Source organism: Lachnospira sp., assembly GCF_016290755.1.
Lineage (GTDB): Bacteria > Bacillota > Clostridia > Lachnospirales > Lachnospiraceae > Lachnospira > Lachnospira multipara.
The window spans coordinates 19,766-38,950 of the sequence record NZ_JAEEVD010000006.1 but is presented as its reverse complement, the minus strand read 5'-3'; the positions used below and the strand labels follow the sequence as shown (position 1 = coordinate 38,950).

Here is a 19,185-nt window from a genome sequence, read left to right as displayed (position 1 = left end):
CACGTACAGTGGGTGTAATATAAACCTACATTAAAGACGGGCTAAAATTTAATATAATAGGGATGGGAGAGAGTAAAGAGATGTTAAAGAAGAAGTTTGGAAAGAAACTTTCAATTGTATTAGCAAGCTCGATTGTTGTAATTGCTGGAGGAATTGCTGTTTTTGCCAGTGTAAATCCTAATTTTTTTCAATCAAATGCTAATCAGGATTTAGCAGCTAATGTAGAGGATGTGATTGAAACGGAAAGCTATACAGAAACAACTGTAGAAGAGGTTACTGAAGAAATTACAACTCAGGAGCTAGAAACTGAGAGTTATGTAGAAGAAACAGCAACAGTAGCTGCTGTGACAGAAGAGGCAACTACACAGCCAACAGAGGCCCTTACAGAAGAGACGACAAGTGAGGTGCTTTCAGGAGACGCTGCGTATGCTGCACAAGCTAGGGTGAATGCATCAACTTATAGTTCATATATCAATGAAGTTTATAGTTTAATTAATGATCTTAGAGCGAGCCAAGGACTTGGGGCTGTAAGCTTAGATCAGACTATTACCTTAGCAGCTTGTCATAGAGCCTATGAGAATGCTGTTAATAACTTCTTTGTTGTGGATTCCACAACAGGACATCACATGAGGCCGAATGGCAGTAAAGCATCAACGATTGCATCATATTATGGTTTAGCAGGATTGTTTGGTGAAGTGATGGGAAGATACCAAACAAGTCCTAGTGGAATTGTTGATGGATGGATAGGATCTCCATCTCATTATAATGTTTTAGTTTCCTCTAAATACACCAGAGTGGGTGTTGGAGTAGCCCAGGATAGTGAAGGTAATTACTATTGGGTGGCTATATTTATGAATTAATTTTTTGACAATTTAATATGACCCGATATTAAGTTCATAGTGAAGCCCTACGGTTCCCCAAGGTCTAAATGGCCTGTTTAGAGCTTTATGAAAGCTAATTAAAGGGTTTCATTGAATAATGAAGACGTGTCACGAGTGGCAAGCCTGGGTGCGGACGAAGTTTATCCGCATGGCAGAAACCCCACCCTGACACGTCTTTTACTTGACACTATTTTTGTTTTCGTGGAAAATATTAATACATTTGCAAAGGGAGGAAGAAGATGAAGAAGTATAAGAATATCGTATTTGATATAGGTAATGTATTAATGGGTTATAGATGGCAGGAGATGCTAACAGATGATTATGGTCTTGATAAGGAAAGAGTAGAAGAGTTTGGACCAAGAATTTTTACAGATAAGTTATGGCTTGAGTTTGATAGAGGGGTTATGACTTATGAGGAGATTGTTGATACTTATAAGAAGAAATATCCTAAGGATGCTGATATTTTAGACTGGTTTTTTACTAATGCTCATCTTATGAGAGTTAAAAGAGAAGATGTATGGGAGCTTGTAAGACAGTTAAAGTCTAAGGGCTATGGCATTTACATTTTATCAAACTATTCAAAGGACCTTCTTGATTCTCATGCAAAGGACGCTAGCTTTTGGAACTATGTAGATGGCAAGATGGTTTCTTATATGGTGCATGAATTAAAGCCGGATTTAGCAATTTATCAGGCGCTTTTTAATAAATACGAATTAGATCCAAGCACATGTCTTTTCCTTGATGATAGAAAGGAAAATGTTGAGGGCTCTATTAAGGCTGGCATGGATAGCGTGGTTATTGAATCTAAGGAACAGCTAGTGGATTTACTAGAAGAGTTAATTGCTTGCTAAAAAATCTAAAACAAAAGTGTGACTTTATAGGCATTATACCTAGAAATATAGGTATAATGCCTTTTTTATAGGTTTAAGGGACTATTGAAGAAATTTTAATAATTGAATATTATAAAGATGTTGGTCAAAGGGGGTCTGCAAATTGACTAACGTAATTAATGTTTAGATACTTAGGAGGTATTATGGCAAAATTTATGAGACTTAAGCCTAGGTCTAGGGGGACCAAAAAGCTAGCATCTTTATTTATGGCTAGTTTAACAGTGACAAGCATGCTTTTTGGCGGATTGCTTGGAACAGTAGCAAATACTACAAAAACAGAGGCTGCTACAAGCAGCGCAGTAACGGTTGAATACTTAAACAGGGGTGTAACGGCATTCAACACAGGCTCAGGCATGATTGTAAGCTGGCGTATGCTAGCAAGTGATTCTTCAAACACAGTATTTAAATTGTATAGAGACAATTCTCTCATATATACAAGCAACGCAGGGGATGCAACCTGCTATATTGATAAGAATGGAAATGCAAACTCAAACTACAGAGTAGATACTTATGTAAATAACGTAAAAAAATCCACTGATTCACCAGTGGTAAAATCAGATAAGTCCTACTTAGAGTTAAAGCTTGATAAGCCAGGCTCTGGCTATACTCCAAATGACGCATCTGTTGGGGATGTTGATGGAGATGGAACTTATGAAATATTTTTAAAATGGGATCCATCTAATTCAAAGGATAACTCTCAGTCAGGAAAGACAGACAATGTCTACATCGATTGCTATAAGCTAGATGGCACAAGACTCTGGAGAGTTGATTTAGGTAAAAATATTAGAGCCGGCGCTCATTATACTCAGTTTTTAGTAGCTGATTTTGATGGGGATGGCAAGGCAGAAATGACTTGTAAGACAGCCGATGGCACAAAGGATGGCAAGGGCAATGTAATAGGAAATGCCAGCGCAGACTACAGAAATTCCAAGGGCTATATTTTATCAGGACCTGAATATTACTCACTATTTGATGGTCAGACAGGTGCTGTTTTAGATACTGTAAATTACACACCAGCTAGAGGAACAGTTAAGAGCTGGGGCGATTCTTATGGAAATAGAGTAGATAGATTTCTTGGTGCAGTTATGTATATTGACTCAGATCATCCTACTGCAGTAACTTGTCGAGGATATTACACAAGAATGACAGCAACAGCCTATGATGTAGTTAATAAGAAATTAAAGGTGCGTTGGACATTTGATACAAATGATTCTGCAAATTCCTATGCAGCAGGTAATGGTAATCATAACTGCATGCCGGCAGATGTAGATGGTGATGGCAAGCAGGAGCTTATCTTTGGCGGTCTTTGTTTGGATGATGATGGCAGTATTAAGTGGTGCACAAAGCTTGGTCACGGCGATGCCCTTCATGTAGGAGATTTCCTTCCAAATAGAGCAGGACTTGAAGTTTGGACTTGTCATGAGGAAAAACCATATGGTGTATCTTTACTTGATGCCAATACAGGCAAGAAGATTTTTCACTATGATGCCAGCGCAGACACAGGTAGAGCCCTTGCAGGTAATATCTATGCCGGCAACTACGGAGCAGAATTTTTCTCAACTGCATCTTCAAACGTTTACAATTCATCAGGCACAAGTATTGCCACAAACCGCCCTTCAGTAAACTTCCTTTGCTACTGGGATGGGGATTTGGAAAATGAATTGCTAGACGGAACTAAGATTACTAAATATATAAGTAGTTCTAAGATTAGTACTTTATTTTCAAGTAGTGAAATAGCTTCTAATAACTCAACTAAGGCAACACCTTGTCTTTGCGCAGATATTTTTGGCGACTGGAGAGAAGAAGTTATTTGGCAGACTGCAGATGGCAGCGCCATTAGAATTTATGAAACACCTTATGATACAGATTATAGAATTACAACTCTAATGCAGGACCCACAGTATAGAAATCAGGTGGCAGGACAAAATGTTGGCTATAACCAGCCAGCTCACACAAGCTTCTATCTAGGTTCTGATGCAAGCCTTCCAACTTGGCCAAAGGTATCAGTAAGAGCAAAGTCAGGATCAAGCTCAGGCTCTAGTTCAGGATCAAGCTCATCAACAGTATCTGCTTCAGCTATTGACCAGTCAAAGACTTACATGATTCAAAATGTAAACTCTGGCCTCTACTTAGAGGTTCAAAACGGAACTGCAGCAGCTGGTGCAAATGTTGACCAGTGGGGTGCTTATGGCGCTGGAAATTATAACACATGGAGAGTGAAGTATGGCGGAAACGGCTATTACTATATTTATAGCTGTTTAGGTGATGGAAATACGTACCTACTTGATGTGGCTTATAATAATGCTGCAAATGGTACTAATATCCAGATTTATACAGATACCGGCAGTGATGCTCAGCTATTTAAATTCTCAAAAAATTCAGACGGAAGTTATAAGATTTATACAAAAGCTTCTGCAGACAAGTCAGTTATTGAAATTGTTAATGGTTCAACTGCTTCTGGTGCAAATGTACAGGAGTATTCAATGAATGGCTATAACTGTCAGGATTGGCGCTTAGTGGAGGTTTCAAACTAAGGCTTCAAACTAAAGTCTATAGGAAAAGCTTCTTATTAAGGGCTTTATTAAGAATTAGAATAAGAACTTTGTACAGGTTTATAATTTTTAGATTGCTATGATTTCTAATCTGCGATAATATATCATGTATAGGTCTAAACGAAAACCGAGTTTAGACCATTATATTGGTATAGATATTGACGGGAGGCTAAAATGGAAAATTATAGTATTAACACAAATTGTGTTCAGGCCGGTTACACACCAGCTAACGGAGAACCAAGACAGATTCCAATTATACAATCAACAACATTTAAGTATGATACAAGCGAGGATATGGGTAAGCTCTTTGACTTAGAGGCAAATGGCTATTTTTATACAAGATTACAGAACCCTACTAATGATCATGTAGCAGCTAAGATTGCAGCTCTTGAAGGCGGTAGCGCAGCAATGCTTACATCTTCAGGTCAGGCAGCTAACTTCTTTGCTTTATTTAATATCTGCGAATCTGGTAGCCACATTGTTGCATCATCATCAATCTATGGTGGTACATTTAACTTAATCGCAGTAACAATGAAGAAGATGGGTATCGACGTAACATTTGTAGAACCATATGCTAGTGAAGAAGAATTAAACGCAGCATTTAAGGATAACACAAGAGCTGTATTTGGTGAGACAATTGCTAACCCAGCTCTTACAGTACTTGATATTGAGAAGTTCGCTAAGGTTGCTCACGAGCACGGCGTACCACTTATTGTAGATAACACATTCCCTACACCAGTTAATTGCAGACCTATTGAGTGGGGAGCTGATATCGTAACACATTCTACAACAAAGTACATGGATGGCCATGGTGCAGCAGTTGGTGGATGTATCGTTGATTCAGGTAAGTTTGATTGGATGGCTCATGCAGATAAGTTCCCAGGACTTTGTACACCAGATGATTCTTACCATGGAATTACTTATGCTGAGAAGTTTGGCAAGGAAGGTGCATTTATTACTAAGGCTACAGCACAGCTTATGAGAGATTTCGGTTCAATCCAGTCTCCTCAGAATGCCTTTATCTTAAACCTTGGTCTTGAATCACTTCACGTAAGAATGCCAAGACACGTTGAGAACGGTCAGGCAGTAGCTGAATTCTTAGAGGCACATCCAAAGGTTACTAAGGTTAATTACTCAGGCCTTAAGTCTGATAAGTACTATGAATTAGCTCAGAAGTACTTACCAAACGGTGGTTGTGGTGTAGTTTCTTTCGAACTTGCAGGAGGCAGAGATGCAGCCCAGAAGTTTATGAAGAACTTAAAGCTTGCAGCTATTGAAACACATGTAGCTGATGCTAGAACATGTTGCTTAAATCCTGCAACATCAACACATCGTCAGATGACAGATGAGCAGTTAGAGGCAGCAGGTATTCCAGCAGGTTTAGTTAGAATGTCATGCGGTCTTGAAGATAAGAAGGACTTAATTGCAGACCTTGCACAGGCTCTTGACCAGATCTAATTGTTTTTAGAAATAAATAAAAAATAAACTCTGTTTATATAAACTTGTGCAAAATTAAATTGTACATTATAATCTAATAACAAATGAGAAATCCTACCTCAATTTTTGGGGTAGGTTTTTTGTATAAAAGTGTTTAAATGAAAAGGAAAAATTATGAAAAAGAATCTAAAAACAATGATTAGCTACTATAGCAAATATAAAGTGGTCTTTTGGTTGGATTTATTCTTTGCTGCTTTATCAGCAGCAATCGTTTTAATAATTCCACTTATAGTGCGTTATGTAACTTCTAATTTAATTTATGAAAGTCCAGAGTTTATCATATCAAGAGGAAAATGGATTGCTCTAGGGCTTATCTTTATGATTATAGTAGATTTTGGCTGTAAATTTTATATTTCAAACATCGGCCATGTCATGGGAACAAGAATTGAATATGATATGAGAGCAGAGATTTTTGATCATTTGCAAAAGCTTTCTTTTAGCTTTTATGATAATCAAAAGGTTGGTGCTTTAATGTCAAGAATCACTAATGATTTATTTGATATTACTGAATTAATGCACCATGGCCCAGAAAATATTATTCTATCTGTAATTAAGATTGTTGGTGCTATTGTAATTTTAGTATCTATCAATTATAAGCTAGCTATTGTCTCAATTGCAGTCCTTCCCTTTATGTTTGCATTTTCATATGTATTAAATAAGAAGATGAGAGGTGCTTTTAAGAATAACCGTGCCAAGATTGCCGAAATCAACGGTCAGATTGAGGATAATTTATCTGGCATTAGAGTGGTTAAGTCCTTTGCCAACGAAGAAATCGAGAATAGGAAGTTTAAGGTTGGAAACCTAAATTTTCTTAATGCCAAGAAAAATAGCTACTTCTACATGGGTACTTTCCAGGCAGGAGTAGGAACCTTTACAACAATCGTGCAGGTTCTTGTAATTGTAACGGGAATTTTCCTTATTGCTAATAATAGCGTAACTGCCACTGATTTAGTGACCTTCATGCTTTATATTAGCGTTCTTACAGAGCCTATTAATACATTAATTAACTTTACAGAGCAGTTCCAAAATGGTTACACTGGCTTTGAAAGATTCAGAGAAATCATGGATATTGTCCCTGATATTACTGATAAGAAGGGGGCTAAGCCACTTGTAGTTAAAAAAGGCGAGATAGAGTTTAAGGATGTTTCATTTAAATACGAAGATGCCACAGAAGAGGTTTTATCAAAGGTGGATTTAAAGGTGCCAGCAGGTGCTTATTATGCTCTAGTTGGTTCATCTGGCGCAGGTAAGACAACCCTTTGCTCACTTATCCCTAGATTTTATGATGTAACTTCTGGATCTATTAAGATTGATGGCGAAGATGTAAGAGATGTAACTCTAAAGAGCCTTAGAAGCAACATTGGTATTGTTCAGCAGGATGTATATTTATTCTCAGGTACTATTTATGAAAATATTCTCTATGGTCGCCCAGATGCCACAAGAGAGGAAGTTATTGAGGCTGCTAAAAATGCCAATGCACATGAATTTATTATGGCTATGCCAGATGGTTATGATACAGATATTGGACAAAGAGGCGTTAAGTTATCTGGTGGACAAAAGCAGAGATTATCTATTGCTAGAGTGTTCTTAAAAAATCCGGCAATACTTATTTTTGATGAGGCAACTTCCGCTCTTGATAATGAGTCAGAGAAGGTGGTTCAAGATAGCCTTGAAAGTTTGGCAACTAACAGAACAACTATTGTAATTGCTCACAGACTCTCAACTATTAGAAATGCCCAAAAAATCCTAGTTCTTACTGATAATGGCATAGAGGAAGAAGGAAGTCACGATGAACTTATGGAATTAAATGGTATTTATCGTAACCTTTATAATATGCAGTTTAAAAATTAGGGAGATAACATGAAGAAATTTAGCTTGTATGACAAGGACATTAGGGAAGATTTATTCATATATCTAGAAGAACTATATGGGAAAATAAGAATCCTTGAAGAGGTGAATATAGGCGACTCTAGGGCGGATGCCATTGGAATTATCGATGGCGCCCTAATAGGCATTGAGATAAAAAGTGACGCAGACACCTACACTAGACTTAAAAGTCAAGTAAAGGATTACGATACCTTTTTTGACTACAATTATTTGGTAGTAGGCTCTAGCCATGGGGCACATGCTATGGAGCATGTGCCAGATAACTGGGGAATTATAAGCGTAGAATTAGTGGAAGACCGCCTAGATTTCTACATTTTAAGGGCTACTAGTCCTAATGAAAATGTATCTCTAGCCCATAAACTAAGCCTACTTTGGAGACCAGAGCTTGCTCATATTCAACAAATTATGGGAATGCATAAGTACGACTATAAAAGTAAGGCCTTTGTAAGGGAAAAGATTCTTGATACAGTTCCCAAGGAAAGACTAGATGATTTAATAAGTGAAGAACTTTTTGAAAGAGATTATGAGATTATAAGGCAGCAGATTAATGACTTTAGAGAATCTAAGGGCTTAAAGAAAAGAAGAAATTTAAAAAGAAGAGTGCATAGAAAGAAAAAGAAGCTTTAACGGAAGTTAAGGCTTTTTTTAATGCTTTTTTTGCTGCTGTAGGAAGGTGGCTAAATTTAAGGGTTAGAGTAGCCCACAAGCAAGATAAAATCTATAGTTTAGGACTCTAAACTTTAACGGGGTAACTTGTCAGACAACTATTGATTAATTGTCTGTCTTGTTATACAATGAAAATACGATAAAGCGTATAAAAACGTCGTTTTTAAAGATAATAAAGTTATCAGACAACGCTAAGCAAAGGGTATAAGAATAGGATAGAAATTAAAGAGTATAAGAGGGGTTATGGGAAAGAAAATTAAAGATAAGTTTAAGGCTATCTTTGGGCGTTTTGTGGCTTCAAAGAAAGCAATTGTGATTACAGTAGTTACAGGTCTAGCAGTAATTGGCGTTATAACTACATTTGCAGTATTAGCAGTTAATGCAAGAAATAAGAATATAGAAATTGCTAGTGATGAAATAACGGAAGTGATAGAGACTGAAGTTAGCACTGAAGAGCCTAGGCTTGAAACTGTGGAGATAGAATCCACAACAGAGGAAGTGACAACACAAGAGACAACTACTGAAACTGCGCCAGTGCTGGCTACAAGTAATTACATTCAGGTAACTAATAAGACAGGTTCGCCAAGTCTTGATTATGATACAACAGGTCCGGTTTTCCTATCATCTGATGAAGTAAGCGTAGTGGTGGGAAGCGATTTTAACCTAGATCAGTTAGTAAGTTATGGAGACTATTACGATGCTTGTCCTAATTTAAGCTATTCAGGCTATGTGGATACCAATACTCTTGGTAGCTATAGCATTGTGGCTAAATTAACAGACGCATCCGGCAATGAGACAACTAAGAATATGACTATTAATGTGGTGTCTTCAAAGCCTTCAGAAACAGATAATAGAACAAGAATTAACTATAGTGACTTTATGGCAACTTATGCTGCCGATAATGTGCATTTTGGCATAGATGTATCAAGATGGCAGGGCACTATTGATTTTAATGCCGTAAAAGCGGCAGGTGCAGAATTTGTAATCATAAGAATTGGAGGCTGGGATGGCTCCGAACTTTATAGGGATTCTTGTTATGACTACAATATCAAGGCGGCAAAGGAAGCAGGCCTAAAGGTAGGAGTATATTTTCATTCAAATGATAACACGGTCTCTGGTATGACAACTCACTCTCAGCAGTTACTTTCCATGCTTGATGGGGTGGAGCTAGATTTTCCAGTGGCTTTTGACTGGGAGAGCTGGTCGAGATTTCAGAAGTACAACATGAGTTTTCAGACTCTAAACCAGCTTTTCTATACTTTCCACGACACATTAGCTGCCGGGGGGTATAGCACTATGTTGTACTCTAGTAAATACTACCTAGAAAATTTCTGGGATAACGTGTATAATTATCCGGTTTGGCTAGCAAATTACGTGACACACACTAGCTATGTAGGTAGTTATTCTATCTGGCAGGTTAATAACATTGGTCGAATCGATGGAGTTGGTGGAGACGTAGATTTAGATATTTATTATGGCTCTTTTAATTAGAGTCAAAGGAGTGTAGAAATGAGCAGTATTAAAGTAATGGATGTTAAAGCAGAAATTATAAGTGACAACGACAAAGAGGCTGCCGCTTTAAGAGAAGAAGTTAGAAAGAATAAGGTCTTTTTTGTAAACCTCATGGCCAGTCCAGGGGCAGGAAAGACTACAACTTTGGTTAGAACTATTAATGCACTTAAAAGTAAATACAGAATTGGCGTTATGGAAGCAGATGTAGATTCTTTAGTAGATGCCAAGACTATTGAAGAAACAGGGGCTAAGGTGGTGCAGTTGCACACTGGTGGCGCTTGTCATATGGATGTTGCCATGACTAAGTCTGGCCTTGATTTACTTGATTGCAAGGACCTTGATTTGGTTTTCCTTGAAAATGTAGGCAACTTGGTATGTCCTGCGGAATTTGACGTAGGGGCTAACAAAAGGGTAATGATTTTATCTGTGCCAGAAGGCGATGATAAGGCCCTAAAGTATCCATTGATGTTTGAAGTTAGCGACCTTTTATTAGTCAACAAGATTGACTGTCTTGAGGTATTTGATTTTAATTTTGATGCCTTAAAGGAAAATGTATCTAAGCTTAATAAGAATCTTGAGATAATTCCGGTATCTTCCCTTACAGGCGAAGGCTTTGATAAGTGGATTGATTGGTTAGACAAAGAAGTAGACAGTTTCTTAAAGGATGCAAGAAAGGACAGATAAATGAAGGTTGTTGAATTACATAAAAGTGTGACAGAGTCTAATGATAGGGACGCTAATGATTTAAGAAAAGAATTAAAGGAAAGAAAGGTTTGTCTTGTGAATTTAATGAGTAGCCCTGGGGCTGGCAAGACAACACTTCTAGCTAAGACAGTAACTGACCTTAAAGGTCAGTTAAAGATAGGCGTAATTGAGGCTGACATTGCATCGGATGTGGATGCTATAAAGATTTCTAATCAGGGTGCTAAAAGCATTCAGGTGCATACAGATGGAATGTGTCATATGGACGCAGGCATGACAAAGCGAGGAGTAGACGAGCTTGGAGTTGATGAGCTTGATTTGGTCTTCCTTGAAAATGTTGGCAATTTAATCTGCCCTGCAGAATTTGACACAGGGGCACATAAAAACGTAATGATTTTATCTGTGCCAGAAGGTGATGATAAGCCTTTAAAGTATCCTTTGATGTTTGAGAGAGCCGACGCGCTTTTACTTACAAAGATGGACACAATTAAGTTTTTTAATTTCGATTTAGAAAAATGTATAGATCAGGTTAAAAAACTAAATCCTAATATTAACATTTTCCCAGTATCTGCTAAGACTGGCGACGGTATGGATAAGTGGGAAGCGTATCTAAAATCAACTATCTTTTAGAGAAAGGAACGAATATGCAGATTGAAAATAAAGAAAATCTTTCGCAAAGAACAGCTAGCTGCCTAAAGACAATGATAGTAGACAAGAATAAGTATAAGCCTGGTGAAAAGTTGCCTAATGAAAATGTATTAGCTGACGAGTTGAAGGTTTCTAGAACTACATTAAGAGAAGCAATAAGAATTCTTGTATCAGAAGGTTTATTGACAGTTTACAGAGGACGAGGCACATATGTTTCTGATGTCCTTAATCAGTACGTAGAAGGTGGCACAATCCATATGGAAGATGCCCTTGCTATGAAGGTGACATTAAGAGATTTATATGAAGCAAGACTAATAATAGAGCCAGAGGCAGCAGCCCTTGCAGCAAAGAGAGCAACAGATGAAGAGATTCAAGAGATTCTTAGATTGGGAGATATTTGTCAAAAACAAATCAAGAAGAATCCTAAATCAAAGAAAAGAATTGAGTCAGAGACAAATTTTCATGGAGCTATTATGAAGGCTTCACACAACGACTTTTTAACACAGTTTATACCTGTGCTTACAGAAACAATTGAGAAGACATTTGCATTAGAAGAAAATCTAGATATGATTGCACAGGATGCTTATAATGATCACATTGTAATCATGAAGTTCTTAGAAAGAAGAGATTCAGACGGACTTAAAAGTGCAAGCATAATGCATCTTAGACATGCCTTATGGAATGAGAATTTAACAGACAGTATTTAAAGTTAAACAGATATTAAAAACGACAATTAAAACAAAACAGAGAATTAAAAGATAAGAAGCTAGGAGATTAACTTTTTCGTTAATTTCCTAGTTTTTTAATTTATGTGTCTAGTTTTATTGAATAAAAACTATCGACTTGGTATAATAATTATAACTGTAATTACGTGAAAATTTGAAAGGGGTAACCGTATGTTTAGTCAATTATTCGGTAAGTATTTGATTGAGACTGACGTTATTTCAGAAGAAGAATTAGATGAAATAATAAAAAGCCTAAGAGACACAAGAACTAAGATTGGATTCTTAGCTGTAGCTAAGGGAATGCTAACAGAGACAGAAGCAAGTGAAATCAATAGATTGCAGGCCTTAGAGGATGCTAGGTTTGGCGATATTGCTGTAAGCAAGGGTTTCCTTTCTCAGCAACAACTAGATGAGCTTTTAAAGGACCAAAACGATGAGTATGTAAAATTTATACAGGTTTTAAGCGAAGAAAAAAATATATCTATGCCGGAAATTAATGGCTTTATAGAAGATTTTAAAAAGCAAAAAGGCTTTGATGATAATGAGATAGAGGCCCTTAAGGCCAACGATATAGACGCTATTGTGCCTATATTTGCCTTTGCCTCAAAAGCACATATAACAGATTTAGTTGCCCTTGTGCTTAGAAACATAACTAGATTTGTATCTACAGATTATTACATTGAGAAGATCCAGAGAGTAAAGGAGATGGACTACAATGCCTTTACTTGTATGGAGTTAAAGGGCGATGCAAATATACATCTAGGTTTTTTAGCAGATGATGACGTAACTGGTCTTACCCTTATTGCCAATAGATTTGCAAGAGAGGAATATCCTGATTTAGATGAAGAAGTCTTTGATTCCGTAGGTGAATTTCTTAATTGTATAGCTGGACTTTTTGCAACAAATGCATCACATAAGGAAGTTAAACTAGAGATTTTACCACAGTTTACCTATGAAAATCAGACTGCCATTGCAGATGCCTATGTCCTACCAATTTACATAGAGGGCAGAGAAGTATTTTTCTATGTAACCCTTGATGAGGAGGCAATGGTAGGTAAAAATCCTATGGATGTTAGTGGCGAATTAGTAGAAGGTAGCGTAGAAACTGCAGATAGTAAGGGCAAAATCGTTATTGTTGATGACTCTGGCCTTTCAAGAAATGTCCTAAGAAAGATTTTAGAGGACAACAATTTTACAGTTGTATGTGAGGCATCAGATGGCGTGGAGGCAGTGGAAGCATACCTAGACTATAAGCCAGATATCATTACCCTTGATATCACTATGCCACATCTAAACGGTAATGAAGCTCTAAAGCAGATTATTAAGGCTGATCCTGATGCAAATGTAATTATGATCACTGCTGCAGGACAGGAAAATAAGATTATTGATGCCTTAAAGGCAGGCGCTAAGCGCTTTATTACAAAGCCATTTTCAGAAAGTGACATTTTAAAGAATGTCAATGAAGTACTTGGCCTCTAGAAAAAACATTATTTTTTTGAAAAAATGTGTTGACTTTAGAATATACATGAGTTATTATAGTTGTCAGACAACCACTAAGAGTTGTTATACAACCTAAGAAACAAGCGCAAAACTCTACCGTTATGAGGAAGGAAGATGCTTTGAGTTTGAATAGGAATAAACACATTTTATGGAGGTATAGAAAAAATGGCAGAAGCAAGAATTTTCTATGAGTCAGATTGTAACGTAAGCTTACTTGAGGGTAAGACAATTGCAATTATTGGTTATGGTAGTCAGGGCCATGCACACGCTCTTAATTTAAAGGAATCAGGCTGTAATGTTATTATTGGTCTTTACGAAGGTTCTAAGTCTTGGAAGAGAGCAGAAGAGCAGGGCTTTACAGTATATACAGCAGCAGAAGCTGCTAAGAAGGCAGATATTATCATGATTCTTATCAACGATGAGAAGCAGGCTAAGTTATACAAGGAAGATATTGAACCAAACTTAGAGCCTGGTAACATGTTAATGTTCGCTCATGGTTTCAATGTTCATTTCGGTTTAATTAAGGCACCAGAGGGTGTAGATGTTACAATGATCGCACCTAAGGCACCAGGACATACAGTACGTTCTGAATATCAGGCTGGCAAGGGTACACCTTGTTTAGTAGCTGTTGAGCAGGATGGTACAGGTAAGGCTCTTGATATGGCACTTGCATATGGCGCAGGTATCGGTGGAGCTAGAGCTGGTATCCTTGAGACAACATTTAGAACAGAGACAGAAACTGACCTCTTTGGTGAGCAGGCTGTTCTTTGTGGTGGTGTTTGTGCATTAATGCAGGCTGGTTTCGAAACATTAGTAGAAGCTGGTTATGATCCACGTAACGCATACTTCGAATGCGTACACGAAATGAAGTTAATCGTAGACCTTATTTATCAGTCAGGTTTTGCAGGTATGAGATATTCAATCTCTAACACAGCAGAATACGGTGATTACATTACAGGTCCTAAGATTGTAACAGAAGATACTAAGAAGGCTATGAAGAAGATCCTTTCTGATATTCAGGATGGAACATTTGCTAAGGACTTCTTATTAGATATGTCTGAGGCTGGTGGACAGGTTCACTTCAAGGCAATGAGAAAGCTTGCAGCTGAACATCCAGCAGAGAAGGTTGGTGCTGACATTAGAAAGCTTTACAGCTGGAATAATGAAAGCGATAAATTAATTAACAACTAATTTTCGATATAAGTAAATGTGTTTTGAGGGAGAAGCGATAATCGTAAGGTTATCGCTTTTCTCTCGTTTTGCATTGTTTAAGAGATTAAGGTATTTAATAGCTCGTTTACTTCCTCCATTTGCATAGGTTTTGCAAGGAAGCCATCAAAGCCCATATTACTGTAATTTACCTTGTCTTCAACATTAGTATTGGCAGTCATAATAACTACTGGTGTTTGATTATTTGGACAAGTTGTCAGACCTCTTAGTCTCTTTAATAGACCTGGACCTGAAAGCTTTGGCATTAAGTCATCTAAAAAGATCAGGTCATATTTATTCTTTTGCAAATCTTTTAAAGCCTCTAAGCTATCATTAAAACTAAAGATACTAGCCCCTGTTAGTTCAAAGAAGGCAGTGGCAACCTTTATATTAATATCGTTATCATCTACAATTAATAATTTCATACCCTTTAAATTAGGAGTAGATTTTAATTTCTTATCTTCTTCGGCATCAAAGTTTTCACGTAAGACTTTCCTATATTCTCTAATAGTAAGGTCATCTGCTACAAATTGATCAACCTTAATAGTAATAATAGTTCCATCACCATAGCTAGAACGAACGGAAATTTCACCATCCATGTTATCAAGAAGACGTTTTGTAATGGATAGACCAAGGCCTGTACCTTCGATATTTCTTGTGTTTTCCATATCCACACGTTTAAAGGATTCAAAGAGGTAAGGTAAATCCTCCTCTTTAATACCAATACCTGTATCTGAAACTACAAAGGTAAATTTAATATTTGTGCTAGATTTTATACCAAAGGCTGAAAAACGTACCTCACCACTCTTTGTAAACTTAATGGCATTACTTAGGATATTGCTTAAAATCTGTCTTAAATGACTTTCATCACCAATAAGTAAATCTGGCAAATCCTCATCAATATCAAAGATAAAATCTAGATTTTTTATTTGAGCCTTTAGGCCGTAGGTAAATTTTAATTCGTCTAGTAATTCTGTTAAATGATATTCTGTTTCTACGATTTCAAGCTTACCAGCCTCAATCTTTGAAATGTCTAATACATCGTTGATGATGTGTAGCAAGCTGTTTCCTGCAACCTTCATATCATTGGCGTAAGAGCTAACATTTTCTTCCTTAGTACTATTAATAATGATCTCATTAATACCAAGCATGGCATTCATTGGAGTCCTGATCTCATGGGACATGTTAGCTAGGAAACTTGACTTTGCTCTGTTGGCATTTTGTGCTGTTTCGTTGGCCTCCTTTAATTCATTCATGGTTTCAGACAGGGAGTTATAGTCTCTAGTTTCAAGTGAAAGATAGAGTATAAACAAACCAAAGGAAGAGAAAAGTCCTATGATTTTTAGTTGACCATGAAGTAGGGGCTGTACAATAGCACCAAAAAGGGACATGATAAAGGTTATAATAAAGGCAACTCGTTCTCTGTTATACATTTTCTTAAAGCCTCTAACATAAACATACATGGAATAGATTGAGAAGTACATTGCTGGTAAATAACCGATTATGATGTAGTATTTTTGATTTACGATAGTATTAGTGGCGCTGTCATAGTAATCTATAAGGTAAGTAAAAGGATTACTTATAATTAAAGCTAGTGATACAATTAAAACTAGGATATTAAATCTAATAATGATTTTTGAGGTATTACTAAGGGTGTAGTACTCCATATAGCGGGAGAAGTTGTACATTGTAGTTACAGCAAAGAAAAACTGTATAGAGTCTATGAAGGCTTTAAGCAGGTCAAAGGAACTGTCAAGCTCAAGGATATAAGGCAGACTTACCTCAGATAGCACTAAAAGTAAGCAGCTTATAGCTGTAGCCTTGAAGGCTTTGGCAGTTTTAACATGCCTTAAAGATTGGTTCCAGGAAAATATTATAATAATGGAATCAAAGATTATGGCTACCATTTCGTATGAAATTCTTGGATATCTTAGAATGAAATCCATAGTAATTCCTCCTGTACATCGTCATACAAACTTAGTAATTGCTTATGCTTATCCCTAATTAGGGCAACGTTTGTGTTTATATTTTCTCCAGCAAGAATGGCCCTGCTAGCGTATTCCATCTCCATGGCGGCATCTGATAATTTAAAGGCGCCAATGGTTTTTGAATTAGATTTAAGGGAATGGGTTAAAATGTTATAAGAATCCCAATCCTGTTTATCATAGGCCTGACAAAGCTCAGTTCGCTTAGTTGGCTTGATTTTTATAAATTCATCTATTAAGGCACGGTACAAATCTTTGTCGTTTCTACAGTAGTTAAGACCGGCCTTCCAATCTACGCAAGTTTCACCATTATCACAAGAATTATTTGTCTCACTAGTATTGATGCTTTCTGTCTTTATTGGCTGGCTAGTAGTTGCTGTATTAATAGTTTTGTTTTGAATGGCCTTACTTGAGCTAGCGCTATCAATTAGGTCGCGTGGCAAGTAAGTAAGCAATATTCCCTTTAAACTAGAGGCATCTACAGGTTTGCTTAAATAGTCATTAAAACCGATGGAGATATATTTTTCTTTAGATCCAGAAAGGGCATCGGCTGTAAGAACAATAATCGGAGTTGCGTAGTTTATATTCTTTTTGTTAGCACGAACCTTTTTAAGAATCTGGGTTCCATCAATTATAGGCATAAAGGAATCAAGTAAAACCAAATCAAATTTCTCTCTTTCTAGAATATCAAGTCCCTCAGGACCACCTCCGGCAGTAGTAATCTGGGCATAGGTAGATTTTAAAAAGCCGCAGGCAACCTTTAGGTTCATCTCATTGTCATCTACAATAAGAATCTTTGCCTTAGAGGCTGTAAAGCTGTCCTTAATCTTATCAAGATTAGTAATCTTTTGCTCATTTAGATATTCTTTAATAGTCATCAGAGAAGTGATAGGCTGGAGGATTTCCATGTAAAATGTAGTACCAAGGCCATAATTTGAACGAACGCTAATGCTTCCACCCATCATATCTATAGATTGCTTAACGATGGATAGACCAAGACCTGTACCTTCTACATTTTTATTCTTCTTTAAATCCACACGTCTATAGCTTTCAAAAAGGTGGGTTAAATCTTCTTTCTTAATACCAATACCTGTATCGAAAATCTGCATTTTAAGCATAAGTAAATCGTCTTGTAAAGTTCCCCTAAGGGTAAAGACAATAGCTCCGCTAGAGGTATATTTTACTGAATTACTAAGGACATTAATTAGAACCTGCCTAATTTTTGCTGCATCACCAATTAGCTGATTTGGCAAGCTATCATCAATATCCATCATAAAAGGAATTCCCTTATCCTTAGCTCTTGTGCCTATAATTACATCTATATCCTTTATGATTTCTCCAAGATAGTAGGGGCGGTTGTGAATCTCAATAGTACCCGCTTCAATCTTAGATATATCTAAAACCTCATTAACAATAGATAACAAGGCATTTCCTGCAGATTTAATGTGTTGTGCATTTTCAAGGGTAGCCACATCAAGGGACTCATCAATTATTAAATCGTTAAGGCCAAGAAAGGCATTAAGTGGGGTTCTTATTTCATGTGACATGTTAGCAAGGAATGTACTCTTAGCTTTGTTTGCTAGGTCTGCCTCTTCTCTAGCAATCAGTAAATCTGCATTGGCTTTTAAAAGGTCTATGTAATCCTCAGTTTCAACTGTCATATATAGAATGAATAGGCCAACAGATACTAAGAGGCCTGTGATTGTGATTTCATCGTTAATTAAAGGTTGAACAATCATGCCAATAATGATAGTGCTAATAGTTAAGGCAAAGGTCATACGAATTCTTTTCTGAATTTGCCTATAGTTTCTAGCAAAGACAAAGACGCTAAAAGAATAGGCATATACAGCAAATAAAATACCCACGGGATAGAATAGTGGTCCGTGAACATATTCGTGTACATCGTAGTGATAAAGGGAAATAATGCCCGTAAATAGGTTAATAATAAGCAGAATTATATATATAATAAAGACTATTATGTTAAATTTCCAAACGCTTTTTTTTCCGAAATTTCCAAAGGAGAGCTCAAAGTATGAGGCAAGACCGAAAGCTAAGGTAATAACTAATACATAGACTAAGAGATTGAAAATGTTTATAAGATAGAAATTAAGAATATTTTCCGGTAAATCCTCGAGCCAAGAAGCGGAAGTTTCAATAATTGTCAAAAGAGTACCACAATAAAGAAGGGCCTGAAAGGCTCTTCCTAATTTATTGACTCTTTTTACCTGAAGATTAGAGAAAAATATTAATATTATGTCAAATACTACTGCAGAAGCTTGAATATGAGCCTCTTCGTGTCTTAATAAAAATTCCAACATAAGTTATGTCTCCAAAATCTATTCAATTACCATACAAACTAAAGTTATTATATCACAGTTGTCTGTTAATTTAAATAATTGTTGGACTTTCTTAAACAAAAAATTCAATCTTATAGGCTAGATTTATTATTTAATAAAGTGTATAATAAAGCAATTTATAAGACAAAGATTTTTAAATAGCTATTATTGAAGATATAGAAAGATAAAACGAGG

At 36.6% G+C, this 19,185-nt stretch carries 14 protein-coding genes; 12 read left to right on the top strand and 2 right to left on the bottom strand.

The genetic code is table 11. The features are described from left to right. Nucleotides 1-80 precede the first annotated feature (80 nt). The 12 genes from QVA17_RS03175 to ilvC all read left to right on the top strand — a co-directional run bounded on the left by QVA17_RS03175 (nt 81) and on the right by ilvC (nt 14,651). On the top strand, nt 81-860 hold the full coding sequence (locus tag QVA17_RS03175) for a CAP domain-containing protein (protein ID WP_287386384.1): 780 nt from the start codon (nt 81-83) through the stop codon (nt 858-860). Between the two features lie 260 nt (nt 861-1,120). Then, nucleotides 1,121-1,732 carry an HAD family hydrolase gene (locus QVA17_RS03170; protein ID WP_027431677.1) on the top strand — a complete coding sequence of 204 codons (612 nt, stop codon included), beginning with the start codon at nt 1,121-1,123 and terminating at the stop codon, nt 1,730-1,732. A gap of 182 nt (nt 1,733-1,914) precedes the next feature. After that, complete coding sequence (locus QVA17_RS03165; RefSeq protein WP_287386383.1) at nt 1,915-4,305, top strand: rhamnogalacturonan lyase family protein; 2,391 nt, start codon at nt 1,915-1,917, stop codon at nt 4,303-4,305. 192 nt (nt 4,306-4,497) lie between these two features. Next, nucleotides 4,498-5,781: an O-acetylhomoserine aminocarboxypropyltransferase/cysteine synthase family protein gene (locus QVA17_RS03160; RefSeq protein WP_287386382.1), complete on the top strand. Its 1,284-nt coding sequence runs from the start codon at nt 4,498-4,500 to the stop codon at nt 5,779-5,781. A 153-nt stretch (nt 5,782-5,934) separates the two neighbouring features. Further along, nucleotides 5,935-7,671, top strand: a complete 1,737-nt coding sequence (locus tag QVA17_RS03155; RefSeq protein WP_287386380.1) for an ABC transporter ATP-binding protein — start codon at nt 5,935-5,937, stop codon at nt 7,669-7,671. 9 nt (nt 7,672-7,680) lie between these two features. Beyond that, entirely contained in the window at nt 7,681-8,334 is a 654-nt protein-coding gene (locus QVA17_RS03150; RefSeq protein ID WP_287386379.1) for a sce7726 family protein, read from the top strand. A 282-nt stretch (nt 8,335-8,616) separates the two neighbouring features. Then, the gene (locus QVA17_RS03145; protein ID WP_287386378.1) at nt 8,617-9,864 is read left to right on the top strand and encodes a GH25 family lysozyme; all 1,248 of its coding nucleotides are present in this window, start codon (nt 8,617-8,619) and stop codon (nt 9,862-9,864) included. 18 nt (nt 9,865-9,882) lie between these two features. After that, entirely contained in the window at nt 9,883-10,569 is a 687-nt protein-coding gene (gene hypB, locus QVA17_RS03140) for a hydrogenase nickel incorporation protein HypB (protein ID WP_287386375.1), read from the top strand. Then, the gene (gene hypB, locus QVA17_RS03135) at nt 10,570-11,217 is read left to right on the top strand and encodes a hydrogenase nickel incorporation protein HypB (protein ID WP_287386373.1); all 648 of its coding nucleotides are present in this window, start codon (nt 10,570-10,572) and stop codon (nt 11,215-11,217) included. A 14-nt stretch (nt 11,218-11,231) separates the two neighbouring features. Beyond that, the gene (locus tag QVA17_RS03130; RefSeq protein ID WP_027431685.1) at nt 11,232-11,942 is read left to right on the top strand and encodes a FadR/GntR family transcriptional regulator; all 711 of its coding nucleotides are present in this window, start codon (nt 11,232-11,234) and stop codon (nt 11,940-11,942) included. 189 nt (nt 11,943-12,131) lie between these two features. Then, complete coding sequence (locus QVA17_RS03125; RefSeq protein ID WP_287386372.1) at nt 12,132-13,439, top strand: response regulator; 1,308 nt, start codon at nt 12,132-12,134, stop codon at nt 13,437-13,439. 186 nt (nt 13,440-13,625) lie between these two features. Continuing rightward, nucleotides 13,626-14,651 carry a ketol-acid reductoisomerase gene (gene ilvC / locus QVA17_RS03120; RefSeq protein ID WP_287386370.1) on the top strand — a complete coding sequence of 342 codons (1,026 nt, stop codon included), beginning with the start codon at nt 13,626-13,628 and terminating at the stop codon, nt 14,649-14,651. Nucleotides 14,652-14,728: 77 nt separating this feature from the next. On the opposite strand, the gene QVA17_RS03115 is transcribed toward ilvC, so the two are convergent. Both QVA17_RS03115 and QVA17_RS03110 read right to left on the bottom strand, forming a co-directional pair. After that, nucleotides 14,729-16,615, bottom strand: coding sequence for an ATP-binding protein (locus QVA17_RS03115; protein ID WP_287386369.1), 1,887 nt, complete (start codon nt 16,613-16,615; stop codon nt 14,729-14,731). Continuing rightward, nucleotides 16,600-18,972 (bottom strand): ATP-binding protein, encoded by a 2,373-nt coding sequence (locus QVA17_RS03110; protein ID WP_287386367.1) that lies wholly within the window; start codon nt 18,970-18,972, stop codon nt 16,600-16,602. Before QVA17_RS03110 ends, QVA17_RS03115 begins: the two co-directional genes overlap by 16 nt. Nucleotides 18,973-19,185: the final 213 nt, after the last annotated feature.